The sequence below is a fragment of the Vibrio sp. 1CM2L genome (assembly GCF_023161695.1).
In the GTDB taxonomy this organism is placed as follows: domain Bacteria; phylum Pseudomonadota; class Gammaproteobacteria; order Enterobacterales; family Vibrionaceae; genus Vibrio; species Vibrio coralliirubri.
In genome coordinates this window covers 31,504-57,614 of record NZ_JALNTT010000003.1, presented here as the reverse complement: position 1 = coordinate 57,614, position 26,111 = coordinate 31,504, and the positions used below count along the sequence as shown (strand labels likewise).

30 protein-coding genes are annotated in these 26,111 nt (G+C 45.1%); 18 read left to right on the top strand and 12 right to left on the bottom strand.

Annotated elements, in window-relative coordinates; genetic code table 11:
* Positions 1–16 precede the first annotated feature (16 nt).
* The 7 genes from MSG34_RS10355 to MSG34_RS10325 all read right to left on the bottom strand — a co-directional run bounded on the left by MSG34_RS10355 (position 17) and on the right by MSG34_RS10325 (position 5,939).
* Positions 17–766, bottom strand: coding sequence for a flagellar basal body rod protein FlgF (locus MSG34_RS10355; protein WP_019825277.1), 750 nt, complete (start codon positions 764–766; stop codon positions 17–19).
* 253 nt (positions 767–1,019) lie between these two features.
* Positions 1,020–2,324 (bottom strand): flagellar hook protein FlgE, encoded by a 1,305-nt coding sequence (flgE, locus tag MSG34_RS10350; protein WP_017062260.1) that lies wholly within the window; start codon positions 2,322–2,324, stop codon positions 1,020–1,022.
* Between the two features lie 49 nt (positions 2,325–2,373).
* The gene (gene flgD / locus MSG34_RS10345) at positions 2,374–3,087 is read right to left on the bottom strand and encodes a flagellar hook assembly protein FlgD (RefSeq protein WP_010439286.1); all 714 of its coding nucleotides are present in this window, start codon (positions 3,085–3,087) and stop codon (positions 2,374–2,376) included.
* A gap of 17 nt (positions 3,088–3,104) precedes the next feature.
* On the bottom strand, positions 3,105–3,518 hold the full coding sequence (flgC, locus tag MSG34_RS10340) for a flagellar basal body rod protein FlgC (RefSeq protein ID WP_017631739.1): 414 nt from the start codon (positions 3,516–3,518) through the stop codon (positions 3,105–3,107).
* Between the two features lie 4 nt (positions 3,519–3,522).
* The gene (gene flgB, locus MSG34_RS10335) at positions 3,523–3,918 is read right to left on the bottom strand and encodes a flagellar basal body rod protein FlgB (protein ID WP_004736175.1); all 396 of its coding nucleotides are present in this window, start codon (positions 3,916–3,918) and stop codon (positions 3,523–3,525) included.
* Between the two features lie 255 nt (positions 3,919–4,173).
* Positions 4,174–5,001 carry a protein-glutamate O-methyltransferase gene (locus tag MSG34_RS10330; RefSeq protein ID WP_004736174.1) on the bottom strand — a complete coding sequence of 276 codons (828 nt, stop codon included), beginning with the start codon at positions 4,999–5,001 and terminating at the stop codon, positions 4,174–4,176.
* 11 nt (positions 5,002–5,012) lie between these two features.
* A complete protein-coding gene (locus tag MSG34_RS10325) occupies positions 5,013–5,939 on the bottom strand; it encodes a chemotaxis protein CheV (protein ID WP_019825285.1) in 927 nt (308 codons plus the stop codon).
* Positions 5,940–6,016: 77 nt separating this feature from the next.
* On the opposite strand from MSG34_RS10325, the gene flgA reads away from it, so the two are divergent.
* The 3 genes from flgA (at position 6,017) to flgN (ending at position 7,751) form a co-directional block, all read left to right on the top strand.
* The gene (gene flgA / locus MSG34_RS10320; RefSeq protein ID WP_048611324.1) at positions 6,017–6,763 is read left to right on the top strand and encodes a flagellar basal body P-ring formation chaperone FlgA; all 747 of its coding nucleotides are present in this window, start codon (positions 6,017–6,019) and stop codon (positions 6,761–6,763) included.
* A 178-nt stretch (positions 6,764–6,941) separates the two neighbouring features.
* Positions 6,942–7,259, top strand: coding sequence for a flagellar biosynthesis anti-sigma factor FlgM (gene flgM, locus MSG34_RS10315; RefSeq protein ID WP_017062263.1), 318 nt, complete (start codon positions 6,942–6,944; stop codon positions 7,257–7,259).
* Between the two features lie 66 nt (positions 7,260–7,325).
* Positions 7,326–7,751, top strand: a complete 426-nt coding sequence (flgN, locus tag MSG34_RS10310; protein ID WP_248337312.1) for a flagellar export chaperone FlgN — start codon at positions 7,326–7,328, stop codon at positions 7,749–7,751.
* A gap of 254 nt (positions 7,752–8,005) precedes the next feature.
* Here the strand turns inward: flgN and flgP are convergent, their stop codons facing one another.
* Together flgP and MSG34_RS10300 are read right to left on the bottom strand one after the other, a co-directional pair.
* Positions 8,006–8,437: a flagellar assembly lipoprotein FlgP gene (gene flgP, locus MSG34_RS10305; RefSeq protein WP_017062265.1), complete on the bottom strand. Its 432-nt coding sequence runs from the start codon at positions 8,435–8,437 to the stop codon at positions 8,006–8,008.
* Between the two features lie 9 nt (positions 8,438–8,446).
* Entirely contained in the window at positions 8,447–9,082 is a 636-nt protein-coding gene (locus tag MSG34_RS10300; RefSeq protein ID WP_248337310.1) for a FlgO family outer membrane protein, read from the bottom strand.
* A 192-nt stretch (positions 9,083–9,274) separates the two neighbouring features.
* Here MSG34_RS10300 and MSG34_RS10295 point away from each other — a divergent pair, with 192 nt between their 5' ends.
* Both MSG34_RS10295 and MSG34_RS10290 read left to right on the top strand, forming a co-directional pair.
* Entirely contained in the window at positions 9,275–10,408 is a 1,134-nt protein-coding gene (locus tag MSG34_RS10295) for a flagellar assembly protein FlgT (protein ID WP_248337308.1), read from the top strand.
* Positions 10,409–10,547: 139 nt separating this feature from the next.
* A complete protein-coding gene (locus MSG34_RS10290) occupies positions 10,548–11,054 on the top strand; it encodes a Fe3+-citrate ABC transporter substrate-binding protein (RefSeq protein ID WP_248337306.1) in 507 nt (168 codons plus the stop codon).
* 126 nt (positions 11,055–11,180) lie between these two features.
* Here MSG34_RS10290 and MSG34_RS10285 read toward each other — a convergent pair whose 3' ends face one another.
* The 3 genes from MSG34_RS10285 to MSG34_RS10275 are packed head-to-tail and all read right to left on the bottom strand — an operon-like array spanning position 11,181 to position 13,937.
* Complete coding sequence (locus MSG34_RS10285) at positions 11,181–12,422, bottom strand: NAD(P)/FAD-dependent oxidoreductase (RefSeq protein ID WP_248337304.1); 1,242 nt, start codon at positions 12,420–12,422, stop codon at positions 11,181–11,183.
* A 23-nt stretch (positions 12,423–12,445) separates the two neighbouring features.
* Positions 12,446–13,519 (bottom strand): methyltransferase, encoded by a 1,074-nt coding sequence (locus MSG34_RS10280; protein WP_122081958.1) that lies wholly within the window; start codon positions 13,517–13,519, stop codon positions 12,446–12,448.
* A 28-nt stretch (positions 13,520–13,547) separates the two neighbouring features.
* Positions 13,548–13,937, bottom strand: coding sequence for a hypothetical protein (locus MSG34_RS10275; RefSeq protein ID WP_019824137.1), 390 nt, complete (start codon positions 13,935–13,937; stop codon positions 13,548–13,550).
* A gap of 72 nt (positions 13,938–14,009) precedes the next feature.
* On the opposite strand from MSG34_RS10275, the gene MSG34_RS10270 reads away from it, so the two are divergent.
* The 13 genes from MSG34_RS10270 (at position 14,010) to MSG34_RS10210 (ending at position 26,111) form a co-directional block, all read left to right on the top strand.
* Positions 14,010–14,759 carry a beta-ketoacyl synthase chain length factor gene (locus MSG34_RS10270; RefSeq protein ID WP_248337302.1) on the top strand — a complete coding sequence of 250 codons (750 nt, stop codon included), beginning with the start codon at positions 14,010–14,012 and terminating at the stop codon, positions 14,757–14,759.
* On the top strand, positions 14,756–15,526 hold the full coding sequence (locus tag MSG34_RS10265; protein WP_248337300.1) for a lysophospholipid acyltransferase family protein: 771 nt from the start codon (positions 14,756–14,758) through the stop codon (positions 15,524–15,526). The genes MSG34_RS10270 and MSG34_RS10265 overlap by 4 nt, the downstream gene beginning before the upstream one ends.
* Before the next feature lie 105 nt (positions 15,527–15,631).
* Positions 15,632–15,892: a phosphopantetheine-binding protein gene (locus MSG34_RS10260; protein WP_004736154.1), complete on the top strand. Its 261-nt coding sequence runs from the start codon at positions 15,632–15,634 to the stop codon at positions 15,890–15,892.
* 10 nt (positions 15,893–15,902) lie between these two features.
* Positions 15,903–16,160 carry an acyl carrier protein gene (locus MSG34_RS10255; protein ID WP_004739745.1) on the top strand — a complete coding sequence of 86 codons (258 nt, stop codon included), beginning with the start codon at positions 15,903–15,905 and terminating at the stop codon, positions 16,158–16,160.
* Positions 16,160–16,717, top strand: coding sequence for a septation protein IspZ (locus MSG34_RS10250; RefSeq protein ID WP_050633644.1), 558 nt, complete (start codon positions 16,160–16,162; stop codon positions 16,715–16,717). The genes MSG34_RS10255 and MSG34_RS10250 overlap by 1 nt, the downstream gene beginning before the upstream one ends.
* 6 nt (positions 16,718–16,723) lie before the next feature.
* Positions 16,724–18,112 carry an AMP-binding protein gene (locus MSG34_RS10245; protein ID WP_248337298.1) on the top strand — a complete coding sequence of 463 codons (1,389 nt, stop codon included), beginning with the start codon at positions 16,724–16,726 and terminating at the stop codon, positions 18,110–18,112.
* An 89-nt stretch (positions 18,113–18,201) separates the two neighbouring features.
* The gene (locus MSG34_RS10240) at positions 18,202–18,564 is read left to right on the top strand and encodes a 3-hydroxyacyl-ACP dehydratase (RefSeq protein ID WP_248337297.1); all 363 of its coding nucleotides are present in this window, start codon (positions 18,202–18,204) and stop codon (positions 18,562–18,564) included.
* Positions 18,557–20,362, top strand: a complete 1,806-nt coding sequence (locus MSG34_RS10235; RefSeq protein WP_248337295.1) for a glycosyltransferase family 2 protein — start codon at positions 18,557–18,559, stop codon at positions 20,360–20,362. Before MSG34_RS10240 ends, MSG34_RS10235 begins: the two co-directional genes overlap by 8 nt.
* Positions 20,340–21,887: an aromatic amino acid ammonia-lyase gene (locus MSG34_RS10230; RefSeq protein ID WP_050654250.1), complete on the top strand. Its 1,548-nt coding sequence runs from the start codon at positions 20,340–20,342 to the stop codon at positions 21,885–21,887. The genes MSG34_RS10235 and MSG34_RS10230 overlap by 23 nt, the downstream gene beginning before the upstream one ends.
* A gap of 56 nt (positions 21,888–21,943) precedes the next feature.
* The gene (locus MSG34_RS10225) at positions 21,944–22,474 is read left to right on the top strand and encodes an acyl-CoA thioesterase (RefSeq protein ID WP_050643085.1); all 531 of its coding nucleotides are present in this window, start codon (positions 21,944–21,946) and stop codon (positions 22,472–22,474) included.
* Positions 22,461–23,147 carry an outer membrane lipoprotein carrier protein LolA gene (locus tag MSG34_RS10220; protein ID WP_050620615.1) on the top strand — a complete coding sequence of 229 codons (687 nt, stop codon included), beginning with the start codon at positions 22,461–22,463 and terminating at the stop codon, positions 23,145–23,147. Before MSG34_RS10225 ends, MSG34_RS10220 begins: the two co-directional genes overlap by 14 nt.
* On the top strand, positions 23,119–25,491 hold the full coding sequence (locus MSG34_RS10215; RefSeq protein ID WP_248337293.1) for an MMPL family transporter: 2,373 nt from the start codon (positions 23,119–23,121) through the stop codon (positions 25,489–25,491). The genes MSG34_RS10220 and MSG34_RS10215 overlap by 29 nt, the downstream gene beginning before the upstream one ends.
* The gene (locus tag MSG34_RS10210; protein ID WP_248337292.1) at positions 25,488–26,111 is read left to right on the top strand and encodes a DUF3261 domain-containing protein; all 624 of its coding nucleotides are present in this window, start codon (positions 25,488–25,490) and stop codon (positions 26,109–26,111) included. The genes MSG34_RS10215 and MSG34_RS10210 overlap by 4 nt, the downstream gene beginning before the upstream one ends.

Sequence of the window (26,111 nt, the reverse complement as noted above, 5' to 3'; positions counted from 1 at the left end):
TGTCCTTTAAATTCTATTAGCTCATACGAAGCAGTGAATCAGACGACTTGTCCATTTCCTCTGCTGTGCTCATCATCTTGACCTGCATTTCAAACTGACGTTGTAAGTCAATTAGGCTAGTCATTTCACCTACGGCATTTACGTTACTGCCTTCGATAGCACCTTTTAGCAACGTTACCGCTGCATCTGCTTCGTATGCCTGATCTGGGTTTTTCGAACGGAATAGACCATTCGTATCTTTAAACAAACTTTGGTTGTCTGGACGCACAAGCTTAATACGATCAACGACGGCCAATTCTTCAGCTGGAGCGCCTTGAGGAATCACCGAAATCGTACCGTCAGTACCAATTTCTACTTTACTGATTGGGATGGGCAGTGTGATTGGCGCATCGTTTTCACCTAGCACCAAATGGCCACTTGCGTTAGTTAGCAAACCGTTTTGGTCAACCTTTAAATTACCGTTACGCGTTAAACCTTCGCGGCCGGTGTTATCCATAACTGAAATCCAGCCATCACCTTGAACGGTAACATCGAGATCTCGGCCAGTGGTAACCACACTACCTTGCGCGAAATTATGACCAGGACGCTCTGTCATGCTGAAAACACGAGTAGGCATGCCTTCACCATACGCTTGCATTGAACGCGCTTGTGCTAAATCAGCACGGAAACCCGTTGTACTCACGTTGGCAAGGTTGTTTGCACGTAGCTGCAAAGCCTGCATATTTTGCTTTGCGCCACTCATGGCAAGAAACAGTGCGCGATCCATAATTTTGCTCCAAAAAATCATCTTCTAGAGCTTATAAAGCAAACACTGTGCCAATATTTTTAACTGTTATTTATCAATAATTTAAATTAGAAATGAACAAGGAGGGGTGATCATTAAAGGATCATTCAGGAAGAATTGTTGCCAGTGGCATTACCGTGCGGCAATAGGGGCGGCAAATAAGAAGACAAACAACAATACCCAATTCAATAACATTGAATTGGGTATTCGCAGATGATTCAAACGCTCGAAACGATTAACGAATCTGAAGAATATTCTGTTGTAGCTGGTTGTGTACTTCTAGAGAACGCGAGTTCGCTTGGAAGTTACGTTGAGCAGAAATCAAATCAACCAGTTCTTGAGTCATATCGATGTTCGACTGCTCTAGCGAGCCGTTGTTGATGCTACCAAATGAACCTTTGTTCGATTCACCCCAGATCTTGTCACCAGAGTCGTTGGTAGAATCCCATTGAGTACCGCCTTTCTTATCCAGACCTTGCTCATTTGGTACACGAACCAAGCCTACACGACCAAGCATCACGTTTTCACCATTTGAGTAAGTACCCAGAACACTGCCGTACTCATCGAAATCGATTTTTGTTAAGAAACCTGTTGTCGCGCCATCTTCATCAAACTTAGTCAATTCAAACGGAGCGGCAAACTGAGTTGAAGAATCTAGACCAAACTTAAGCACTTGAGTTGGATCGGCACCATTCAAGTCAATTGGGTTCGCGCCAGCACCCAGTGGTTCCGAGTTAATCGGCTGACCATTGTTCAGGCTTGCTAACGTACCGTCATTGTTGAATTTCATAGTGTGACCAACATGACCTTGTGCATTCGTCGCATCACCACCAGTAATATTGACCGGCTTTTCACCGTTCTCATCTGACATGGTGTAGTACGTTTGCCAAGTGTTTGGTTGAGTCTGATCTTTGAGGTAGTAAGTCGTTAACTTGTAAGACTGACCCATAGAATCGTATACCGTCGAAGACGTTGCACGGTTATAAGTATCAGCATCTTTGAAGTTAAATGCAGCCGGGTCTTTAAGATCACCGTTTGCAGGAAGGTTAACCCCTACTTCAATGTTTTCTGTCTGTTTTGGTTTACCAAACTCAGCAGGAATGTCGAGAGGCTTTGGCGCATAAGAAAGAACTTCACCCGAGTTTGGATCAACATCGTAACCTAAAAGAAACTCATCGTTAGCGGTAACCATGTAGTTGTCTTTGTTTAGGTGAAATGCACCATTACGCGTTAATTCGTTAATCTCTGGCACCATGCGGTCTTTCGATACTGCAAAGAAACCTGTACCACTTACACGTAAGTCCATTGGGTTGTTCGTATAAATACTTGAACCTTCGTGGAACTGTTGCGCCACTTGGCTAGCTTGCGCACCGCCACCTGCCGTCGTTTTTGCGTTAGTGAACAACGAGCTTGAATAAACATCACCGAACTCGGCACGAGACTCTTTAAAGCCAAATGTGTTTGCGTTCGCAATGTTGTTACTGGTTGTATTCAGGTCTAATTGTGCAGCGGATAGGCCGCTTAAAGCTACATATGACATTCCATTATTCTCCTAATCTATCTAGCTAGCATAGTCACTCAATAAAGAGCTACGCTTTACCAACTTCTAGTACTTCAGCAAGTCGTACTGGCGATGTGAAACCAGCCAGATTGAGTAGTACGTTGCCATCGCCCTTACCAAGAAGCACACTGTTCACGTTCGCATAACTGGAAACTTGGAACTCTGTGTTCTCACCATCCAGCAAACCCGACGCTTTCACGTTGTATTTACCGGCCGGCAATGGGTTACCGTCTTCGTCTTTTCCGTCCCATTCAACACGTGTATCACCAGATGGTTTAGAGCCGATATCAAATGTGCGAACCAATTGGCCAACTTCGTTCTCAACACGGACCATTACATTGTCCATTGCCTGAGGAAGCTTAACCATTGCCGCCATACCGCCATCACCGGGTTTTACACCTGCCGCACCAGGAACCAATACATCACGGCCAACCAAAGAAGATGCCTGAAGTGCTTGGTTAGAGGTCATTGATGAATTCAAGCTTTCAAACTGTGTATTCATTTTTCCAATGCCATCTACGGTCGCAAATGAAGCCATTTGCGCAATCATCTGGTCATTGCTAACCGGCTTGAAAGGGTCTTGTTGTGCTAATTGCTTAGTCAACAAAGATAAGAAGTCTTCTTGTTTAAGATCCTGCTTACCTGTTGTTTCGTCGGGCTTTTTAGCGCCATCTTGAAGACTCTTCAGCTGGTCAACATAGGACAAGCCGCTTTGACCAACATTGTTGTTGATTCCAGCCATGTGCTACCTCCTTATCCTTATTGACCCATCTGCAGCGTACGCAGCAGCATTTGTTTACTCGAGTCAGCAACCTGTACGTTCGTTTGGTACGCACGTGATGCCGAAATCATGTTTGCCATCTCTTCCATAACGTTCACGTTAGGCTTGTAGATGTAGCCTTCGTTGTTCGCTAATGGGTGATCCGGGTTGTATTCCGCACTCAGCGGCTTATCGCTTTCCACAATACCTAGTACTTTCACAGGCACAGTGTGGTCACTGTTACGTGCTCGATTTAACTCAGCGCCGAACACTGCGTGACGAGCCTTGTAAGTTTCTTCAGCAGAACTACTTACACTGTCCGCGTTCGCAAGGTTGCTCGAGGTCGTATTTAGACGAACAGATTCAGCACTCATCGCAGAACCAGTCACATTGAATACATTAAATAAGCTCATCTAATTATTCCCCTTTAATCGCTTTAGTTAAATTCTTGAACTTACTTCCTAGGAAGTCGAGAGAGGCTTGATGCCTAATTTGGTTCTGCATGAAAAGGTTTCTTTCCAAATCCAAATCAACCGTGTTGCCATCTCCTGTATCAGGTTGTGTAGGAATTCGATACTTCGTTTCCCCGTTCACCGTTGTTGAGGCAGAAATGTGCCGACCATCTGTACGGCTAAGACCAATGCTTGCCCCAGAACTTGCCGCTTGCAGTGATTTCTTAAAGTCTAATCCCTTTGCTTTATACCCAGGCGTGTTTGCTTGCGCGATATTGGTGGAAAGCACCTCAGCGTTACGCTCACGTACACCAACTGTGTGCTGGTGAATGCCCAAAGCATTGTCAAAAGAAATAGCCATGTAAACCTCAACTCAAGAACTGACTGTTATGAAATAACCAAAGCAATATATATACCAACTTTTAAAACAAGGCGGTCTATCAATGCTTTTACAGGTTACTCGTGGGTAAACTTGCAATATACAAGCCAAAAAATAGAGTAAATTGGAATGTCACTCTGACTTAAAGATATAGCTTAAGCAGGAAAAAGAAAACCCAGCACTTGGCTGGGTTTTAAATTTAGACGGTAACGTTACACCTAATATGGGTGCCGCTCGTTACTTTAATTTGTAGATGATGCCTGGATTACAGCGAACCATTTCAAAACGATCGGTTAAGCCTGTTAACGATTCAGACGCACCCAATAGTAAGTAACCACCAGGGTTTAGGCTATTTGCCATCTGGTTAAGTACCTTTGACTTCATATCAGGCGAGAAGTAAATCAGCACGTTACGACAGAAAATGATGTCGAACTTGCCTAATAATGCATAGCTGTCCATCAAGTTCTGAGGGCGGAAGTTCACCATGCGCTTGACGTTATCTTTCACTTTCATACGGCCATCGCCCGCATCTTCAAAGAAAGTACGACGGCGCTCTGGAGAAAGCCCACGTCCCAATGCAAGGTTGTCGTAAGCGCCAGTGCGGCACATATCCAACATGCTTGCTGAGATGTCAGTTGCGGTAATCGATACATTTGGCAGCATACCTGGCTTACGAGCTTGAGTTTCAAGAATCGTCATTGCCATTGAGTATGCTTCTTGGCCTGAAGAGCTTGCCGCAGACCAAATCTTAATAGGACGCTTATTTGCCGCTATTTCCGGTAGAAGCTTATCCGCAAGCACAGCAAACGGGTAAGTATCACGGAACCAAAGTGTCTCGTTCGTCGTCATGGCATCGACAGCAGCCACACGCAGCTCACGGTTTCGACCTGTCACTACATCTCTCAACAAATCAGACAACGAAGCTAACTTAAACTTCGTTACTAATGGGCTTAGACGACTGCGCACTAAGTACTGCTTGCTGTCACCTAATACAATGCCACATTGAGATTCTAAGAAACGGCTGAAATCGCGATACTCTTGATCACTTATTGTTATAGCAGTCATTAATGTCTCTTTTAGTTAGTTAACGCAGCTTTTACCGCTGCACCAAGCTCATCCGGGTTGAATTTAGCGATGAAGGAGTTAGCTCCAACACGCTCAACCATGGCTTGGTTAAATACACCACTCAACGATGAGTGTAAAATTACGTATAAATCTTTAAGTTCGGCGTGACGACGAATCTCAGCAGTCAGCGTGTATCCATCCATTTCTGGCATTTCGATATCAGAAATCACCAATGAAATCTGATCGTAAATACTGCCTTCTGATGACATCTGCATCAGCTTCTCATAGGCTTCTTTACCATCCTTCACCGAGATAACTTCAAAACCAATCGACTCAATAGCACGCTGAACCTGCTTACGAGCAACGGTCGAGTCATCAGCAATCAAGATGCGGCGAACCAGTTCTTTCTCTTGCTCTACTTTCGCAATATCTTCAGCAATCTTGCTGTCCATTGTTTCATCAACAGGAGAAATTTCTGCAAGGATCTTCTCAACGTCAAGAATTTCTACCAATTCATTATCAATGTTGGTTACCGCTGTCAGGTAGTTAGCTCTACCTGCGCCATCTGGCGGCGGAAGAATCGATTCCCAGTGCATGTTAATAATGCGCTCTACTGAACTTACCAAGAAACCTTGAATGGTTCGGTTAAACTCAGAGATAACCACAAAACACTTTTCAACATCCGTTGTAGGACGGCCACCAATCGCTAAGCTCAAGTCGATCACAGAGATCGTTTGGCCACGAATGTGTGCTACACCTTTAACCAGTGGGTTCAAGTTTGGCATCTTTGTCAGCTTAGGGCATTGAAGCACTTCTTTTACTTTAAAGACATTAATGCCGTAACGCTGACGCCCCATTAGGCGAAAGGTTAGTAATTCTAATCGGTTTTGACCGACGAGTTGCGTACGCTGATTCACCGAATCAAGAATACCCGTCATGAGCTCATCTCCATATCAAACTTTTTTGTATAAAAAGTGTTAGTCTACTGCAGGCTACGAACCACCAGAGAAACGGAATGACGTATTATAAATCAAATTTGCCACCTCTTTCTATAGCAATGTGTAGAGCTACTTTTAAAACTGTCGCTAAGTTTATCGGCATTTTATCAATATTGTTTAGTTTTTTTGTACAAGCTGCGACCCCAGAACAAATTGAGATGATTCAGTCTGCAGCAGAGCAACATATCCTTGATACGGTTGAGCAGCCACAAGGTGGCGAACTCTTTGTTAATTCAGCAAATGTTGACTCAAGAATCAAAGCGACAGACTGCCCAGTGCCTTTAGAGACCAGCGCTTCAACGACCACCAATACCCGCAGCAGTATTACGGTTTTAGTGCAATGCGTTCCTGATGAGTGGCGAGTTTATGTACCCGTTCGCCTTTCGATGTCGGTGCCTCTTGTCACCACCACTCGCTCAATCGCGAGAGGCGAAATCGTCGGTCAATACGATGTCACCACAGCTATGATTTCTCTTAACAAATTTCGTCGCCAAGGTTTCACAGCTCCACATCAGGTCATCGGCGCTAAGGTAAAAAAGAACCTAAGACCGGGCGATGTTGTAGAAAGAGGTGATATCTGTGTCGTGTGCCGAAACGAGAAGGTTATCATACAGGCAGTAAAAGGTGGCATGACCATTACCACCAAAGGAACAGCGCTTACCGATGGCTCTATGGGTGATCAAGTAAGAGTGAAAAATGATAAATCACAGCGTATAATTGAAGGGATTGTTACCAGCATGTCTGAAGTCACGGTTTACTTTTAACTCTTTACTTCTAAATTGACGGTATCGTTAGCGATTTCACCCTCAACTCTAACGCCAAATATAACGGCTGCGGTGTTTTGTCCCTTTTCGACTATTGAGCTAAAAATTGCTAAAGTATTCGAACCCTTGGTCGATATTGACTGTACAGGTTCCCATTTTTGAAGAAAAAGGCTTAACTATGGCAGGCATTGATAATATTCGTTCAGGGCAAACCCTAACGACCACGAACCGATCAGCAGTACGCTCTGATTCTAGTTCTGAGGCATCACGCTCTGATGTATCAACTAAATCACCAGCAAGCAAAGATGCGGTTTCACTGAGCCAACAAGGCAAAGCGATTGGTCAGCTCCACCAAGATATGGCAGCACAGCCAAGCTTTGATTCTGTGAAAGTAGCAGCGATCAAAGAAGCAATTGCGAACGGTTCATACACTGTCGATCCAGAAAAACTGGCAGACAACATGATCAAGTTCGAAGATGAATTAAAAGGTCTTTAAGCCAACACTCACTTTTGATTGAAGTGATTGTCTTAAAGCACACGAGGTTATGAATAGGTTTACGTTATGGCGGCACTAGCAGATTTAGTTAATTTCCAACTTCAAAATGCCAAAGCCTTATCTGAATTATTAAGTTCAGAGAAAACCGCTATTACGAGCCGACAATCAAACGATATTGAGCGAATCGCCAAAGAAAAAGTGGTCCTTGTTGAACAACTAAGATCAACCGATCAACGAATCGCAGCCCATACCAATATCTCAGAACTGACCGAGAACTCTGAACTTGCTCAGTTAGTCACCAAGATCCAGTCTATAGTGCACGATTGCCAGCAAGCGAACCTTGTGAATGGCGAAGCCTTGAATCGAGCGCACCTTAGCTTCAAAAAACTCAGCAATATGATGCAGCAAAGCCACGGAAAAATTGGCATGACCTACAATGCCGGTGGTCAAACGCATACGATTTCTACGCTGGGAACCAACGTAAAAGCCTAGTTAAGCCCCCCTCTATTCAATACATCTTTAGTCACCTTCCTGTCTGTATCTCAGTCTATCTTTAGCATGACATCCGTCAAAACTCCCACTAGATCGGTAAATACGCCGATTAAATCGACAGACACAAAAAAGCGGCAAGTATTTTCATACTTGCCGCTTTTTTATTCATATCAATTATTAGTTGCCGATACGCCATCTGGAAAACGAGAGCAGCCAATATAACTGGATAATCCTATAACTAGATGATCATTAAGCTAGAACAACGTTTGTTGTCTCTTTTCGGGTACGGGTTGTACTTCACCGTAATTACGTAGCTGTTCCATCTTACGGATATCAAGCTGAAGCTCTGTTACATAGCTATCACCCACTGGGTAGCTGCGTACCACTTCTGCACCGCGGATTACGCCATCAACCGCACCAGAAGTACGTTCTGTACCAAGGCGTTGATCTTCCAACTCTGCTCGACCACTCACTCGCATACCATAGACTTGTTCAGCAAGTTCACGATAGGCATCGATCTTGGAAGCTCTCATCGCACGGATACGTCTTTCTTCATCGTTACGTCCCTTCTGCTCACTGATACTCGCGTAGCCAACGGCAACTAAGTAGTCGTCTGGCCTCATGTTTTGCAGTGGCTGACAACCAACAAGCAGTAAAGCGGCAACAACAAATATTAACTTCTTCATCTCGAACTCCTAAGGGCGAAGAATAACAGTATAAGGCTGGCTGATCTTTGGGTCAGAACGAATAATAACGCCATCTTGAGTTCGAATACTGTTTAGAGTATCTAGGTCACGGCCAATACGGTCTGCAGGCAAGAAGCCTTGTGCCGTCGCCACGACAATGCGAGTTTGCATGCCAACAACACGAGCATTGACTAACACACCGCCTTCTTGGCGAAGCATAGTGCCTGTCAGTACGTACTGTACGTCTTGCTCTTGAGCTAAGTCTTTCCAATCGCGGCTTAACGCGAAGTCACCTTGGTGAGTCACTTGAATAGAACCTGTTGTTTTGAAATCAACAACCTTGAAGCCACGACGCTGAAACTGATGAATGAAACCTTCTGATACCGAGTTTCCTAGCCAGTTCGTTGTGTCCATGTGTTGTAGGTCAACAAACGAAGTAATCGCTATAGGAGTTCTTGCTGAGATACTCGTATTCGAAATGATCAGATCTTCGGTCATACTTTCCACGAAGAAATCCATGGTATGACGAGGGCTATCCATCAACATAAACTGACTGCCTGAATACTCAGACTTGCCGTTATAGATTGGCGAATAAGCGCATGAGGTCAACAACATGACACTCATTACTACGAGCCATTTTTTCATTCTCTTATCTCCAGATAGGTATAGTGCTCCCTGTTCCAATATGTTCTCACCATTATTCTTTTCAATGGATTACAATGTTGGAACAGTCTTTGCTTTTCATTAATGGTTCAGATTAAGAAAAACGCACTTAAGTCAGCTTCAAGCTTATAGTTATTTGTTAAGCAATATTTATACCCAACTGGTAACGAATAGATGAAAAAAATAATTTCTTACTTATTTTCAATAAGTTCACTGATAACCATAAGCTTCAGTGCTCATGCCTCTTGGTATGAAGTTACCGGTACCGCAGCCATCGTATCCTCAGAGGAAACGGCAAGGGTTCATGCTCTGGAAGACGCGGTATATAAAGCGATCCAGTTCTCAGGTGCTGATATTGGTAGTATCTCCAACCTCACGCCCTACCTCGACGCAAACAGGAAAGAATTTCAATTTACCAATCATGAAGTGCGCTACATCTTGGTAGAAAAAGAGAAAAAGCGCAGTGGCAATATAATGATCACTGCAAGGATCGATATCTATCCTTCGGCAAATGCTTGCCATGAGAGCCAATACAAGAAGACATTTTTGGTAGGCAACATTGATGTGACCTCCCCTCAGCAAGCAGTGATGGGCAGAATCTATAACATTGGTGATGATTTTGGCCATGTCGTGGATCGACAGCTGGCACAAGAGTCTCGCAGCTTTGTTTCCGTTGGCACGACCAATTACGACATCGACAAACGTCGACCTGAGGTGATCAAGATGATCGCCCAAGATACTGGCGCGCAGTACATCATTGGTGGTGACATTACCGATTTAACCGCGACCATCGAATCCAAGCTTTTGAAAGACGACATCATCAATCGTCAGTTTGCGTTAGAGATGCAAGTCTTCGATGGCAAAACAGGACATCAGGTTTACAACCGTAGCTATCGTGAAGTGGCAAAGTGGCCATTTGCTAAGACCAGTGAAGTGGACACCCGCAGTGCTCGTTTCTGGGCATCAACCTACGGCAGTATGATGCTTCGTGTTAGCCGCAATATTATGTTGGACTTAGAATCTGAAGTGTCATGTAAGATCACACTTCCAGAGGTGGCTGCAGTATTTGGTAACACGGTAACCATTGATTTAGGTCGAATGCATGGTGTACAACAAGGTGACAAGCTGCAGCTATGGCACACAGGCTCGTTTATCGACCAACGCGGCTTACCTCGTAATAAGGTATCTCAAAGCGACATCACACTGACGGTTTCTCGCGTTTATGAAAACGAAGCAGAACTGACGATCGACCAACCAAGCCTTGCAGGAAGCATTCAAATTGGTGATGTGATGCAGAAAATCATGTAGTTAGCGACACGCTCATCTCATAGTTTCTAATAAAGACTTAGCACTTTTGTTAAGGCTTTATTTTTTTCATGGGTATTAGTTTCGGTTTTGCAGTATTTGGCGTAATCTTATTAATAACATAATCATCACTTAGCAAACTATGAGTCAGAATAATCTAATTGGTGCTACCGGTTACCGCTTTATCTCGAAAGGTAAAACCGCTTTTAAGATCCACATCCATACTCCCGAAGATACGGTGCTGCATCGGTCGGTCGGTTTCGTTCGTATGGGTGAAGACAAAGCACTCAAGAAAACCATTAAATTAAGAGATGAACTGGGCAGACAGCTATGGGGAAAATTTTGGCCCAAAGTCGTCAAAGAGCCCTACCTGATGACGCGCCTGCCTCATAGTCTAGAACCCAAAATTGTATTCAAGCCAAATCCAACTCAGAGTGATCCTGAACACCGCGACGAGTGCTACATCGCTAAGTGGCGTGTATTCTCAGAAAACGGCGACTACAAATACAAAACCAAGGTGTGCTCCATTAGAAAGCACGGCAGACTTGCCGCTTATAGCCAAACCAAACGCGCCCTGCTTGATGCCCACAAAGACGTGATTGATCTACTTGTCTTTATGGGACGATTGAACAGCATCGACCTGAAGTAGTTTAGAACGCAATGAGGTTGATTACCCATATTGTTCACATACAAAAACAGCCGCACATTGCGGCTGTTTTTATTTTTAGGCTAAGCATCTGGTGCTTTAGCGTGTTGTCCACACTAAATAGACCACCTAGCTTCGGCATATCTCTGCCAATGTTGTGAGGCGGCGCTTAGATTCCTTAACATAAGGGTTGGTTTGATCCCATGCGTAGCCCGCCAGAATTGAGCACACCATCTGCTTAATCTTTGGGTTTGGATCTTGATAGAAAATCACGTCCTGTAAAGTACCTGAGTACCACCCCTCAACATATGTCCTAAAGGTGTTTACGCCAACCATCAACGGATCTGCATAATCGCGCTTCCAATCGACGTGTTCACCGTTAAGCTGCTTTTCAACACACTCAACCGCAAACTGAGCCGACTTCATCGCAATTGTCACGCCGGATGAAAATACCGGGTCAAGGAACTCACCAGCATTGCCAAGCAACGCGTACTTATCCGTCGCCAGATGTTTTACATTGGCAGAATAGCCACCAATTTCACCTGCAGGGTTTGGATATTCGGCATTTGCCAGAATTTCGGCTAAGCCCGGCTCTTCTGCCGCTAGCTGTTTAATGGCAGCTATCTTGTCTTCTGGATAGGATTCAAAGAACTTAGGCTCGCCTACCACACCAAACGAAGAGACACCGTTACTAAACGGGATCAACCAATACCAAACATCAGGGTTGCTTGGGTGTACTGAGATCAGGATTTTATTGCGGTCATATTCGAGGTTGGTATCAACCTCTGCAATATGATCGTTAATGTGCGTAAAAATAGCTTTGCGTGGAGGAAGTGATGACGGCTCTTCCAAGTTAAGCATTTTCGGTAGCACTCGGCCAAAACCACTGCCATCTAGCACGTATTGCGCTTCTAGTTGATAGCGCTCTCCACCCAACACTTGCACATCTAAAATGGTACTGTCTTCAGTGAAGTTAATACCCATCAACTCATGTTGATAATCAATGCTGACACCCTGCGACTCAGCCGTATCTGCCAATACCTTATCAAAGGCACCTCGCTGAACCTGAAACGTGGTTCCTGGACCAGAAGAGAACTTGTCTTCAAAATTGAACGCCGTATAAACGCCATTTTTGCGAAAGGCTGCGCCATCTTTGTATTGGAAGTTGGCGTTGATCACTGCATCAGTCATCCCAGCCTGTTCAATCACTTCCATGCAAGCGGGTAATAGGCTTTCACCAATAGAAAAGCGAGGGAATACGCTCTTTTCAATCACTCGAACATCGATGCCTTTTTTATGAAGCAAAGACGCAGCAATTGAACCTGACGGCCCAGCTCCGATGATCACCACTTGAGTTGATAGTTTTTTCATTATTTAAGCCATGTTTGTTATTTTTATTGCGCACCAGCTTTCAATTCAAGAAGCGTGTGACCAAGACCGATATCGTCGGTACGCGTTACCACTTCAAAGCCCGCTTCTTCAACGATCTCTAAGAAATCTTCACTGCGGTAAAAACGGCTGTTGCCATTTGCCAAGCAGGTAAAGTAGAGAGACGTCGCGTTTAAGCTATAAGAAGCCGCATCGTATTTCTGTGCATCCCAAAACAGTTCAAGGATATAGACAGTCGCGTCTTCTGACATATGAGAGCGAACACGCTTTAATATACTCAGAATCTCCATGGGCGAGAAGCAATCAAGGAACTGGCTCATCCACCACACATCCGCGCCCATTGGCAGCGCTTGCTGCTTATCCAACATATTCGCTGGGAATGGCGTTACTCGGTCTTGATGACCATGCTGCGTTGCGTTTGCCATTGCCATTTCTAACTGCTGTGGCAAATCAACAATCGTCACTTCAACATCAGAATTGTGGTTGCAACACTGCATTGCCCACTTGCCTGTATTGCCGCCAATATCCACCAGCGATTTAGGCTTCTTACTGAAGACTTTTTCAAGTAATACTGGGAACGAGCGATCAGAATAGAAGTGATCGAACTTGAACCAGCTCTCTTTTGCTTTTTCTGGCAATTGAGACAAGCCTTGATAAATGGTTTCCCAATCTCCAAGCTCTTTCAAGCCAGCAGGTGTGCCCTCTTCAATCGCTTCGGTTAGATGCATCATCGCGGCGTAACAAACATCGGCCGTAAAATCCATGTTTGCGTTGGTCATGCCATCGTGCAGAAGGTAGAAGCCAAGGTTGGCCATTTTGTAGTTAGGTTTGTCCCAAGTAACAATATGCGCACTTAACGCCATATCGAGCAGGACTTTCACGCCGTACTCAGAGACACCAGTTGATTCAGAGATCGACTCTGCTGGCAAACCCTCGTTGCCCGCGTCATCTAACGCTTTCAAGATGCCTAAATCACGAAGTGTACGAGCAGTATGAAAAACAATAGGAGCGAACGACAATTTCTGCGCTTCTGTTTTTGCTTCTAATGCGTTGAATGGATCTAATTTATATTCCGACACGAAAAACCTAACTTTAAATAATAGAGAGTTACTCAGCTGCCATTTGTGCAAGCTTACGTTTAATATCAACGTTTAAGTTATTAACCCAACGGTTGTAATTACGGTGTATTTCACCATCGTCGTACTTCAAATTCTCTGACTCAACGTAAAGAATAGAGTAAAACTTATCACTATAAGGAATTTCAACCACAGCGTGGTGCGAACGAACATACAACTCAGCACGTATCAAGCCAGGCTTTATTTCTGAAACCAACCAGCCTCGATTTTCAGCCGATTCATAAATAGCTGATTTAACCTGTTTACTTTGAAGATTCAGTGCAACTGGAGTATCCTCAACATTCATTACAGGTTGGACGCGTCCACATCCTGCAAGAACGAATATGAATAACATTGAAACCGCTATTTTTAGTAATTTCATTTAAATTCCTTATCTGTGTTTATTTATAAGCGCGCATAGTATTTAGTTAGACCCAAAGCAAATCAATACTCTATGTCAAATCAATCCCAATTAATGTCGTTTAATATTGAGAAATGGTCTGCAAATTCGGCTGGTCTCAATTCTGTTACCCAATGGCAAGCGTGGAGCACTAATTTAGATTGGCCACAAGATGGCTCAACTGAATTTAAAGCTATCCCTCCAATGATGCGCCGTCGAATGAGTGTGCAAAGCAAACTTGCCGTCCAAACCGCGTTAACCTTATTAAAAGACACCTCGATTGATTATCTTGTCTTTGCTAGCCGACATGGTGAGCTGCACCGAACTGCCACTTTGATTCAGTCGATATTAGAAGGTGACGATGCCTCGCCGATGGCGTTCTCACAGTCAGTACATAATACCGCAGCCGGTCTAACCACCATTGCCGCCAAAGCGCCGATTCCACTGACTTCAATCGCCGCAGGGCAAGATACTTTCCACAACGCTCTGATCGAAGCCTATCTTTACCTACATCAGTATCCGTCACATCGTGTACTCGTCATTGACTTCGACCAGCCTTTGCCTGAGCTTTACCAAGAGTACGAAACACAACACTATGCGGATTACGCTCTGGGCCTCGTGCTCACCGCTGGCAGTGAATACTCTATTGCTAGAGCAGTAGAAGCCAACCAAGCACCTTCCCAGTTACCACAAGGGCTACAAACGCTCCAACATATCTTATTGGGTACAAATAAGTGGGCTATTGCTGGCAAGCACCAAACTTGGTCGTGGATAAATAACACCGAGACAGGCCCACAATCATGAGCAAAATCGACCAATATTGGCGAGTATTCGCAACAGGGCTGTGCTTTACCATCTTTGGTCTAGGTGGCTTAGTATTGAGCTTCTTAATCTTACCTACTATCGCGCTAACTACTCCCAATACCATTAAAAGAGAGCTTAAAGCGCAGCGATTGATTCGCTTCTCATTCAGCGCCTTTTGCCAAATCATGAAGTTCACCGGCGCGATTGATTACCGAATTGATGGCGCGGATCTATTACGTGAAGATCGTAACTGCATCATCGTCGCCAATCACCCTAGCTTAATCGACTATGTCCTTATCGCTTCTCAACTTCCTCAATGTGATTGCCTCGTTAAGGCCGCAATTTGGGAAAACCCTTTTATGAAAAGGATTGTCAAAGCGGCGGGTTATATACCCAACCAAGCCCCTGACGATCTTTTAGAGCGCTGTGAAGAACGTTTCTCACGTGGCAATGTGCTGCTGGTTTTTCCCGAAGGAACTCGCACAACGCCAGGAATTGAACCATCCTTACAACGTGGGGCCGCACAAATCGCCACTCGAACACAGACCGATTTGCGCGTGATTCATATTACGGTTTCTCCGACATTCTTAACGAAAGAGAAAAAATGGTATCAAGTTCCTGCGACGAAACCCTTTTTTCATATCGCGGTGAAAGGTAAAATAGAAGTCGCACCATTTATTGAGAATTCAAATAACTTAACTTCGGCAGCAAGGCGCCTTAATCATCACCTTGCACACTCTATTTTCCCTTCCGAAGAAAGCATTTAGCTCATCAATAAAGCAACTGGCGATATCAGCATTTCGAAAATACATCGCATAATGTAGAATCGCCCCCTTAAAGCAGCATTCAGATAAAGCATTAAGTAGGCCAAAGTGGAAACATTACACAACGAACTGAAACAACTGATCATCGACGCATTGAATCTTGAAGACATGAGCATTGATGAGATTGAAACGGAAGCTCCACTATTTGGTGATGGACTTGGATTAGACTCTATTGACGCGCTAGAGCTTGGTCTTGCTATCAAGAAAAAGTACAACATTGTTATCGATGCCGACGATTCAAACACTCGCCAGCACTTTGCATCCGTTGAAAACCTAGCAAATTACATCTCATCTCAAACGAACAACTAGACAGATCTTTATGACACAAGCTAACCAACAAGAAGTATACAACCAGGTTAAAGATGCGCTGATTGAGCTGTTCGAGCTTGATGCTGAAGATATCACGCCTGAAGCACACCTTTATCTTGATCTAGACCTAGACAGCATTGATGCGGTTGATTTGGTCGTTCACCTACAGAACGTAACAGGTAAGAAGATCAAACCTGAAGAGTTCAAAGCAGTACGCACCGTTAATGACGTTGTAGAGTCTGTGGTTGAACTGTTGAAGGACGCATAATGCGTCCTCTGCTGACTTTACTGTCGGCAATCATACTTTTCACTTATCCAATAGCGGTTTACTTTGGACTCAACAAGTTTGGCCTACAAACCGTTGGTATCGTCTTGGCCGTTATCTTTGCTGTCCGTATTTTCACTGGCGGTCAGGCCAAAATCAAAGAGCTAAAACACTTAGCTTGGATCAGTGGTAGCGCGGGGATTGTTCTGCTGGCATTAGGATTAACCTTCAAGCAGCATGGCTGGTTAACCTATTACCCCGTCATCGTTAACGTTTGTATGTTGGTTGTGTTCGCTTCAAGCCTTTGGCAACCGCAAACGATTATCGAGCGTCTTGCTCGACTCCAAGAGCCTGAACTTCCACAAAGTGGCATTGATTACACACGAAAAGTCACCAAAGTTTGGTGTTTGTTCTTTGTTATCAATGGCTCTATTGCCCTTTACACCTGCTTCCAACCTCTTGAGATATGGACCCTATACAATGGCTTACTCAGCTATTTATTCGCAGGGTTACTCTTTGCAGGAGAGTGGATAGTAAGACAGCGCATTCGTCAGAGTTAAATTGTTATGACCCAAACCGTCTCTTACACTTCCTTGTCTGAACTTCTCAGCCAGAAAAGATCGCCAGATTCTATTGTTTGCTTTGACGACAATAGCGAGATTACGTGGCAAGCATTTAACACCGACTTATCTCAACTCGTGCACCTTTTATCTTCATCCCCTTTTCAACGAGTTGCGATTTGCACCCAAGACAGCTATCAATTTTCGGTGACTTTTTTGGCATGTGCCGTCAGCCAAAAACACATCATCTTGCCGGGGAACTACCAGCCCTGTGCGCTTGGCGAATTGAGTGAACATTTTGATTGCTTGTTAGTTGATGACTCGATTGGTGAAGTTGAGGTTAGTGACGTTCTCAATATCCAAAACTTATTGGACTCAAGCACCTCGTCAAAACAACCTCTAATCGATAATCTTGCGACCATTGATTTGGCAGCCATCCAATTGACCCTGTTTACGTCTGGTTCCAGCGGCACACCCAAGGCAATCAATAAAACACTAGAACACCTAGATATTGAGACAGCTCAGCTAGATAAGAACTGGGGCGGAATACTGAAGGGAAAACAAGTTCACAGCACGGTCTCGCACCAACATATCTATGGTCTGTTATTTCGAATCTTATGGCCTCTATGCTCTGGTGTTCCATTTGCTCGGAACAACCTTGAGTACCCAGAGCAGATCTTGTCTCACGCCAATAAAAACTGTGTGCTGATCAGCAGCCCTGCTCTGCTCAAACGATTAAAGCACGAAACAAAATCGTCACAGCTTGCTGGTGTGTTCTCTTCTGGTGGTCCGTTACCAACCGAGTCGGCTCACCAATCACGTAGCCTGCTTGGTCATTTACCGATTGAAGTCTTTGGCAGCACAGAAACCGGTGGTATCGCATTTCGTCAGCAAGAGAGCGCTCAAACACCTTGGCAACTTTTTGACTGTCTTGAGGCTAGTCTCAACAGTGAGAATTGCATTAAGTTATTGTCGCCGTACATCGACAAAAACAACTGGTATCAAACCGCCGATGAGTGCGAAATGGTCTCGAGCAATCAATTCATATTGAAAGGCCGAACCGATCGAGTGATCAAGATAGAAGAAAAACGAGTATCACTGGTTGAAGTCGAAAAGCGACTAGAACAACTGCCTTGGATAAGTGAATGCGTGGTGATTCCATTTGAAGGGCCTGAACGCTTAATCTTGGCGTCGGTTTTGGTATTATCAAATGAAGGCCAAGCGACGCTCGCTACCATGAGCAGAGGTAAGTTCTGGTTGATGCTGCGTTCAGAACTCAGAAAATGGTTAGAGCCAATCGCCATCCCGAGAAAGTATCGAGTGGTTGATGAGATTCCTCTCAACAGCCAAGGTAAGCGATTAACCTCTCACATAGAGCAGCTCGTAAAATCATAGAAATCGCTTATCGTGTTTTACACTGAGTTTATCTTTTTATATTTTTGTCAGAACACCCATTTTCAGCCCAAGGATTCTAAGCACACGCTATGGATAAGAGAAAGCCAAACATCATTGCTGTTGACACTGCAGAGAATGAATCGACCCTGACACTCCATGTTAATGGAGACATCACCGATTTTAAGGGGCACTTCAAGAGCTTCCCTATTCTTCCGGGTGTTACACAGATTGATTGGGCGCTTTACTATGCAGTCCAAGAGCTGAATGTCCCTGGTTGCTTTAAAGGCATGGAGGTCATCAAATTCCAAGAGCCTATCCTGCCCGACTCGACCATACAACTGTCACTCAAGTGGGATGCTGACAAAGATAAATTAAGCTTCAGCTACACCTCGAACAACGGCGAACAGACTCACTCTTCAGGCAAAATGAAGCTGGGAGAGAAAAGTGAATAGCACTCCCGTCGAGGCTACTTCTCAGCACCAACTTAGGGAGAGCAGCTATAACGCTTGCTTCTTGATTCCGTGCTTTAACCATGGCGCAACCATGCCTGCGGTGGTTTCTTCACTCCATCATTTTGAATTGCCGATCATCATCGTTGACGATGGCAGCGAACTCGCGACTAAGCAGTTTCTGGCTCCACTTGCCGATAGCCCAAGCGTAACTTTGGTGACACTGGAACAGAACCAAGGCAAAGGCGTCGCTGTAAAAGCTGGCATCAAGCGAGCGCAAGAGCTCGGTTTTAGTCATGCCATACAGATTGATGCTGACGGTCAACACGACCTTGAAGCACTACCCGCATTAATCCAAGCTTCGCAAGACAAACATCAGCGCTTGATATCAGGTCAACCTGTGTATGACGAGAGCGTACCCAAGGCAAGGCTCTATGGGCGCTACGCGACACACATTTGGGTATGGATAGAAACCCTTTCTTTAGCAATTAAAGACAGCATGTGTGGCTTTAGAGCGTATCCAATCAACCAGACACAAGCAGTGCTCAGTAAATACGATGTTGGGTCTCGAATGGACTTCGATATCGAGATTCTGGTTCGCCTGTATTGGGAAGGCTGCGACATCGACTTCGTTGAAACACGAGTTATCTACCCTGAAAACGGCATCTCTCATTTCGATGCGCTGTGGGACAACGTAAAAATCAGCTGGATGCACACGCGATTGTTCTTCGGCATGTTGCCAAGAGCACCAAAGCTGATTGCTCGCCATTTCAAATCAACGTCTGCTGAAGATGGTCAAAACCAAGATTCCCGGGCTGGATCAAACAACAACGAGTCAGAACAGCCCCATTGGTCCCGCACTCAAGAACGCGGCACCGTACTTGGCATCAAGCTGTTACTAGCCATTTACACCCTGTTAGGTCGCAGTGTATTCAACCTAATTTTGCGTGGTGTGATGCGTTACTACCACCTTACGGGCAAACGCGCACGAAACGCCTCAGAACAGTACCTGTTTCAACTAAAGGCTTACGCAGAGCAACAAAATATTGAGTTACCTGCGGAGCTAACCAGCTATAACCATCTGCTTTCGTTTGGCCATACGATGTTAGACAAACTGGCGGCATGGAAAGGTGATTTCTCGGCAGATAACCTGACAATTCATGGCCAAGACCAATTCGAGAGCATGGTGGCAAATAAGCAAGGTGTGCTAATCCTTGGATCTCACCTTGGTAATATTGAGCTGTGCCGAGCTTTGGGCCGCAGACACTCGAACATCAAAATCAACGCTCTGGTTTTTACAGAACACGCTGAACGTTTTAATTCCGTAATGAAAGCGGTTAACCCGCAATCTGATTTAAATTTGATTCAGGTGACATCAATGGGACCTGATACCGCTATCTTGTTGCAACAGAAGTTGGAGCAAGGCGAGTGGATTGTGATTGTTGGCGATAGAACCTCCACCAGCAAAGAGAGTCGCTCAGTATGGGCGGAGTTCTTAGGTAAGGAAGCGCCCTTCCCTCAAGGGCCATTTATGTTAGCCTCGATTCTCAAAGCGCCAGTATTTCTATTATTTGGACTACGTGATGATTCACAATCCAAGCCGCACTTTAATGTCTATTTCGAGCATTTTAGCGACAAGATAGAACTACCAAGAAAGACTCGCGAACAATCTTTACAGCAAGTCGTGCAGAAATACGCAGACCGACTTCAGCACTACACACTGAAAGCACCGCTTCAGTGGTACAACTTTTTTAATTTTTGGACATTGAGCAAGCACCATGACGAAAAAGAATCCAAATAGCATCACCTTTGGTGCCGAACGCCTCACGATTGAGGACGTTGTCGCTATCTCACAAGGCGCTAAAGCCTCGATGAACTCAAGTGAAGCATTCACATCTAAGATCGACCGTGGTGTCGCTTTCTTAGAACGCCTACTGAAAGAGGAAGGCGTGATCTATGGTGTGACAACGGGCTACGGTGATTCATGTACCGTTGCGATTCCACCAAATCTTGTTGATGAATTGCCACTGCATCTAACACGCTTCCACGGTTGTGGTTTAGGTGAAATACTGTCTCACGAGCAAGCTCGTGCAGTATTAGCAACGCGTCTTTGTTCGTTGTCACAAGGTGTCTCTGGTGTTACTCATGATTTGCTCAACCAGATCGTTACCCTAATTAACCAAGACATCTCACCACGTATTCCTCAAGAAGGATCGGTGGGTGCCAGTGGCGACTTAACGCCGCTATCTTACTTAGCAGCAGCCCTGATCGGCGAGCGCGATGTTATCTACAAAGGTGAAGTTCGCCCAACCAGTGACGTCTACAAAGAGTTAGGTATTAGCCCTATCAAGCTTAAGCCAAAAGAAGGCTTAGCATTGATGAATGGCACGTCAGTAATGACAGCTTTGGCTTGTATCGCCTACAAGCGTGCGGAATACCTAGCTCAGCTATCAACTAAGATCACCGCAATGGTATCTGTCGGTATGCACGGCAATGATTTTCACTTCGATGAAGCGCTGTTTGCAGTGAAGCCTCATCCGGGTCAACAGCAAGTGGCTGCATGGCTACGTGATGACTTACAAGCGGATCGCCCGCCACGCAACAGTGATCGCCTACAAGATCGATACTCTTTGCGTTGTGCTCCACATGTGATTGGTGTGGTTCAAGACTCACTACCTTGGCTACGCCAAATGATTGAGAACGAACTAAACAGCGCTAACGATAACCCAATTATCGACGGCGACAATGAGCGCGTACTGCACGGTGGACACTTCTACGGTGGCCATATCGCAATGGCAATGGATACGCTAAAAACAGCAGTAGCCAACCTTGCAGACCTACTTGATCGCCAAATGGCGCAGCTGATGGACTACAAGTTCAATAACGGTTTGCCATTTAACCTAACGGGCGCTGAAGGCGAACGTAAACCGATTAACCACGGCTTTAAAGCAGTACAGATTGGCGTTTCAGCTTGGACAGCAGAGGCATTGAAACACACCATGCCCGCAAGCGTGTTCTCTCGTTCAACAGAGTGTCACAACCAAGACAAAGTCAGCATGGGCACCATTGCGGCTCGTGATTGTCTGCGTGTTCTTGAACTAACTGAACAAGTTGCGGCAGCATCACTTCTGGCGGGCACACAAGCGCTTGAACTTCGTAAACGCCACAATGAGCTTGATGAGCACCACATGAGTGAGAACCTAAAGCATATTCGCGACGAAGTGCTTAAAGAGTTTGAATTTATCGTTGAAGATCGACCACTTGAAGGCGATCTACGTCACTTCATTGCTCGTATTCAAAGTCAGCACTGGTCACTTTACTCATAAAGTAGCTAACTTCATAAAGTAGCTGCCCCTTTACGCAATATTGTTGAGAGCGATTTATGTCTGAAATTCTTCATCCATTACAATCTGAGGTGACGCTTATCACCTCATTCCAAGATGCCGATCCAATGGGCGTGATCTATCACGGCAACTACTTCCGATTTTTTGAAGAAGTTAGGCGCATCATGATGGATAAGATTGAGTACAACTACCATGAGATGAAGGATTCAGGCTACATGTGGCCGATCATCGACACGCGTGTAAAGTACATTAAGGCGATACCGTTTAATCACAAGATTAAGGTCACGGCGAAGCTCACCGAGTGGGAAAACCGCCTGCGCGTCGATTATGAAATTCATGATGCCCTAACCGGTGCTCGCATGACTCGAGCACACACCATGCAGGTTGCAGTGACTATTGAAGAGCAAGAGATGTGCTTTGCTTCACCGAAAGTGTTTACCGACAAAGTCGAGCACTGGCATCAATTTGGCTGCTTACTCAAGTCAACCGAACAACAATCAAGTGACCAACAATCCGAGCAATCTCAAATATCTAACACACAGCAGCAGGTGAACCATGAGTCTGTTTAAGCGCGGACGTAAGAAAATCAGCATCGCACTACTAGGGCTTGCCTCTGTGATGGCGAGTAGCTTTGTTATTGCTAACGAAAACTCAGCAACCGTCGGCTCTATTTCAGACCTGCAAACAGTATTAAGCGCAAACAACATAGTGCGTGGTGAGTTCACTCAAACGCGCAACATGGAAATGTTCGCCCAACCTCTAACATCACAAGGTACTTTCCTGTTAGATAAGTCGAACGGTTTGCTTTGGACACAAGCTACCCCCTTTCCTGTGAGCTTGGTGCTAACCGATAACAAACTGAGCCAAAGGTTTGCCGATCAACCCGCTAAAATCATCACCGATAAAGAAAACCCAATGGCGTTTTATTTCAGCCATATCTTCTTGTCGGTGTTTCATGGGGATACGCAAAAACTTCAGGAACAGTTCGCACTCGATTTTGAGCCAACAACTGTCACAAGCTCTGATGAAAATACAGAGAATCAGTCTTGGACACTCACTCTAAAGCCGAAAAGTGCTCCGATGAACGCGGTATTTGAAGCCATTACGCTGCAAGGTAAAAATGATATTGAACGTATTGAGTTGAGAGAGATTCGTGGAGACAGCACGGTGATCGAATTTAGCCAATTGAGCCATCTACCGGAAGTATTATCAGATGCTGAAGCGCAACAATTCCAACTCTAGCCTTGCCCTTGTTTGGCTTGTTGTCGTCATGCTATTTAGCGGATTGTTGATCAAACAATTCGCTTTTTCTTCGTCGGTACCGATTGAAAGCAACATTCTAAAGTTACTGCCAGAAAACCAGCAAGACCCAATGGTAGAGCAAGCCTTTCAGCAGATATCCAGCTCGATGAGCGAGCAGGTTGTATTTATCATCAGCACCCCCGACATCGACCAAGCCATGATTGCGACCGACGCTTTTGAAAAAGCTCTCAACCAAAGAGCCTTTTCAAGTCAGCCAACTCTGTTTCAGCAAGTTCAAGGCAAAATCAGCGCCAGCACCCAAAGCCAGTGGAGCGATTTCTACTTTCGTCACCGAGCTCAACTGCTTACCCAGCAACAAAAAGAGACGCTGACCCACTCTCCTGATTCACGAGCTCAATACGTCATTCAGTCTCTGTACAATCCGTTCTCAGGCGTCACTGCAGCCGAACTGTCGATGGATCCATTTCTACTATTTCGCGACTACATCAGTGCTGTTGGCGTTCAATCAAGTAACTTTGTTCTGAAAGAGGGATACCTCACCGCTCAATCTAATGACCAAACTCATATTTTGGTGACGGCGACTTTGGCGGGTTCACCTTATAGCTTGGCCATTCAAGAGCAACTTCCCGATCTTGATTCAATTGAGCGCGAGATCGAAAAGCAGTTTGGCGTCAAAGTGCAGCATACCGGTGTGGTGTTCTACGCCAATTACGGTACCGAAAGTGCGAAATCAGAAATCAGTACCATTGGTTTGGGCTCTTTGGCAGGTGTTATTTTATTGGTGTGGCTGACGTTTCGTAGTGCCCTACCACTTGCCTTATCTTTGCTATCAATCAGTACTGGGTTATTGGTTGCGCTGGCAAGCACCGTCGCTATCTTCGGTAAAGTTCATCTGTTTAGTTTGGTGTTCGGTGCTAGCTTGATTGGCGTGTCCATCGATTACTCCTTTCACTACCTGACTGACCGCTTGGCAGCTGGAAGTAAATGGCAAAGTGACAAAGGCTTGAAGCACATTCTCATTGCGATCACCTTGGGTCTTATCACCAGTTTGATTGGCTACTTAGGTTTGCTGGTCGCGCCTTTCCCGGGATTGCAGCAACTTGCTCTGTTTTCGTCGATTGGACTGATCGCAGCTTACGCCAGTGTGGTGTGTTGGTATCCGGTTTTAGCGGCAAAACCGAGCCAAGAGCGACCTCTTCCCTTGTCGAAGCTTTGGCATACTTGGTTAAGCCTCTGGAGCAACCAAAAATTTAGAATTGGCTTACCGTTCACAGTGACAGTCTTGAGCCTGATGTCACTCAGTCAAATTCGTTACGACGACGATATTCGCCAACTTCAGGCGATGCCAGAGCAACTCAAACAGCAAGAGCAAGCCATTACTGAAATCTCAGGATTAGGCAGTGGTCAAAATATGCTGTTGGTGACTGCTAAGAGCGACCAGAAGCTACTCAAAAAACTGGCAGAAATCACCACAAGTTTAGATTCCCTAGTCGATAGCCAAGCTATCTCAGGGTATCGCAGCATCAATCAACAGTTGCTAAGCGAACAAGAACAACATGATAACTATCAGCTAGTTGAACAACTCTATGGCCAACAAAGCCATATATTACAAAGCACGCTGGGTTGGCCTAGCTTTCCAGAGCTACCTAAGTTCGAGCCAATCACGGTATCTGGATTTTTAGAATCACCAGTGTCAGAACCTGTTCGACCACTTTGGTTAAAACCTATCGACGGACAAGCGGCGTCAGTCATTTTGATCAAAGACGTCACAAATTCAGAACTGTTCTCTCAATGGCTCGATTCAGGCTTTGCTCAACAGCAAGGTGTTAAATACCTTAATAAAGCCGATGAAATCTCTGCTCTCTTTGCGGAATACAGAGTCAAAATCACCGAGTTATTATTGATAGCGTTAGCCGCTATTGGAATGGTTTTAGGCTGGCGTTACGGTGTGAAGCAAAGCCTATTAATGCTGTTGCCTTCATTGATTGCCGGAGTGGCAGGTTTAGCTGTCACGGGTATCTTAGGTTCCACGTTGAACCTGTTTAATCTGTTGGGCTTGATTCTGATTTTAGGGATTGGCATAGACTACACCCTGTTCTTTGCTGAGCAGAAGAAATCACTAAGCACCTTATTGGCGATTACCTTATCAGGCCTCACTACACTACTCTCGTTTGGCTTATTGTCACTGAGTCAGACTCATGCCATTCATAGCTTTGGGGTAACCGTTCTGACAGGCATCTTTGTCGCGTGGCTACTTTCTCCGCTCGCGATCAATAGTAGTAAAAACGTAGAACGCCCAACCTCTAGAGAGGCTTTTAGATGAATAAGACGTTAAAGGTAACCTTCGCCACACTAGTGGGTATTCTACTCAGTGCCTGCTCGATGGTTTCTCAGCAACCGAGTGGTGCCAGTGTGTCTATCAACAATGACACAGAGCTAGCACTGCCATTGCCAGCTGAACTGGGGTACTCCCTCACGGCCAGTCAACTGATTAGCGCTACGTGGGAAACCGACACGCAGCAACTGCCTGTTCAAGTTGAAGTCACACCGGATAAAGTGGTTTTGGCAGGCTTTTCCTCTTGGGGAACGCGCATCTTATCGCTGCAATACCAGAACCAAGCCATTGAAACTCAAGTTCTGTCCGGTCTTGGCGCAACCCTGCCGCAACCCGAGCAAGTACTATTTAATTTAATGCTGACCTTATGGCCGGCAGACGCATGGGCGCAGCCTTTACAAAGCATAGGTTGGCACCTAGTCGATACCGACAAAACAAGAACCGTTTTTGACGATAACCAACAAGCCATTATTCGTATTGAATACCAAGCAAAAGTCGGCGAACCAAAGACATCTGGAGAGATTGTTTTCAAACATCTGATCCAAGGCTATACCATCACCATACAAACGTTGAATTCAACGATTGTCGACAACCCAAGTAAGAGTTGA

Excerpts from the sequence above, each read along its gene's own strand:
- MSG34_RS10355 (WP_019825277.1), bottom strand. The coding sequence starts at position 766 with ATGGATCGCGCACTGTTTCTTGCCATGAGTGGCGCAAAGCAAAATATG.
- flgE (WP_017062260.1), bottom strand. The coding sequence starts at position 2,324 with ATGTCATATGTAGCTTTAAGCGGCCTATCCGCTGCACAATTAGACCTG.
- flgD (WP_010439286.1), bottom strand. The coding sequence starts at position 3,087 with ATGGCTGGAATCAACAACAATGTTGGTCAAAGCGGCTTGTCCTATGTT.
- flgC (WP_017631739.1), bottom strand. The coding sequence starts at position 3,518 with ATGAGCTTATTTAATGTATTCAATGTGACTGGTTCTGCGATGAGTGCT.
- flgB (WP_004736175.1), bottom strand. The coding sequence starts at position 3,918 with ATGGCTATTTCTTTTGACAATGCTTTGGGCATTCACCAGCACACAGTT.
- MSG34_RS10330 (WP_004736174.1), bottom strand. The coding sequence starts at position 5,001 with ATGACTGCTATAACAATAAGTGATCAAGAGTATCGCGATTTCAGCCGT.
- MSG34_RS10325 (WP_019825285.1), bottom strand. The coding sequence starts at position 5,939 with ATGACGGGTATTCTTGATTCGGTGAATCAGCGTACGCAACTCGTCGGT.
- flgA (WP_048611324.1), top strand. The coding sequence starts at position 6,017 with ATGACGTATTATAAATCAAATTTGCCACCTCTTTCTATAGCAATGTGT.
- flgM (WP_017062263.1), top strand. The coding sequence starts at position 6,942 with ATGGCAGGCATTGATAATATTCGTTCAGGGCAAACCCTAACGACCACG.
- flgN (WP_248337312.1), top strand. The coding sequence starts at position 7,326 with ATGGCGGCACTAGCAGATTTAGTTAATTTCCAACTTCAAAATGCCAAA.
- flgP (WP_017062265.1), bottom strand. The coding sequence starts at position 8,437 with ATGAAGAAGTTAATATTTGTTGTTGCCGCTTTACTGCTTGTTGGTTGT.
- MSG34_RS10300 (WP_248337310.1), bottom strand. The coding sequence starts at position 9,082 with ATGAAAAAATGGCTCGTAGTAATGAGTGTCATGTTGTTGACCTCATGC.
- MSG34_RS10295 (WP_248337308.1), top strand. The coding sequence starts at position 9,275 with ATGAAAAAAATAATTTCTTACTTATTTTCAATAAGTTCACTGATAACC.
- MSG34_RS10290 (WP_248337306.1), top strand. The coding sequence starts at position 10,548 with ATGAGTCAGAATAATCTAATTGGTGCTACCGGTTACCGCTTTATCTCG.
- MSG34_RS10285 (WP_248337304.1), bottom strand. The coding sequence starts at position 12,422 with ATGAAAAAACTATCAACTCAAGTGGTGATCATCGGAGCTGGGCCGTCA.
- MSG34_RS10275 (WP_019824137.1), bottom strand. The coding sequence starts at position 13,937 with ATGAAATTACTAAAAATAGCGGTTTCAATGTTATTCATATTCGTTCTT.
- MSG34_RS10270 (WP_248337302.1), top strand. The coding sequence starts at position 14,010 with ATGTCAAATCAATCCCAATTAATGTCGTTTAATATTGAGAAATGGTCT.
- MSG34_RS10265 (WP_248337300.1), top strand. The coding sequence starts at position 14,756 with ATGAGCAAAATCGACCAATATTGGCGAGTATTCGCAACAGGGCTGTGC.
- MSG34_RS10255 (WP_004739745.1), top strand. The coding sequence starts at position 15,903 with ATGACACAAGCTAACCAACAAGAAGTATACAACCAGGTTAAAGATGCG.
- MSG34_RS10250 (WP_050633644.1), top strand. The coding sequence starts at position 16,160 with ATGCGTCCTCTGCTGACTTTACTGTCGGCAATCATACTTTTCACTTAT.
- MSG34_RS10245 (WP_248337298.1), top strand. The coding sequence starts at position 16,724 with ATGACCCAAACCGTCTCTTACACTTCCTTGTCTGAACTTCTCAGCCAG.
- MSG34_RS10240 (WP_248337297.1), top strand. The coding sequence starts at position 18,202 with ATGGATAAGAGAAAGCCAAACATCATTGCTGTTGACACTGCAGAGAAT.
- MSG34_RS10230 (WP_050654250.1), top strand. The coding sequence starts at position 20,340 with ATGACGAAAAAGAATCCAAATAGCATCACCTTTGGTGCCGAACGCCTC.
- MSG34_RS10225 (WP_050643085.1), top strand. The coding sequence starts at position 21,944 with ATGTCTGAAATTCTTCATCCATTACAATCTGAGGTGACGCTTATCACC.
- MSG34_RS10220 (WP_050620615.1), top strand. The coding sequence starts at position 22,461 with ATGAGTCTGTTTAAGCGCGGACGTAAGAAAATCAGCATCGCACTACTA.
- MSG34_RS10215 (WP_248337293.1), top strand. The coding sequence starts at position 23,119 with ATGCTGAAGCGCAACAATTCCAACTCTAGCCTTGCCCTTGTTTGGCTT.
- MSG34_RS10210 (WP_248337292.1), top strand. The coding sequence starts at position 25,488 with ATGAATAAGACGTTAAAGGTAACCTTCGCCACACTAGTGGGTATTCTA.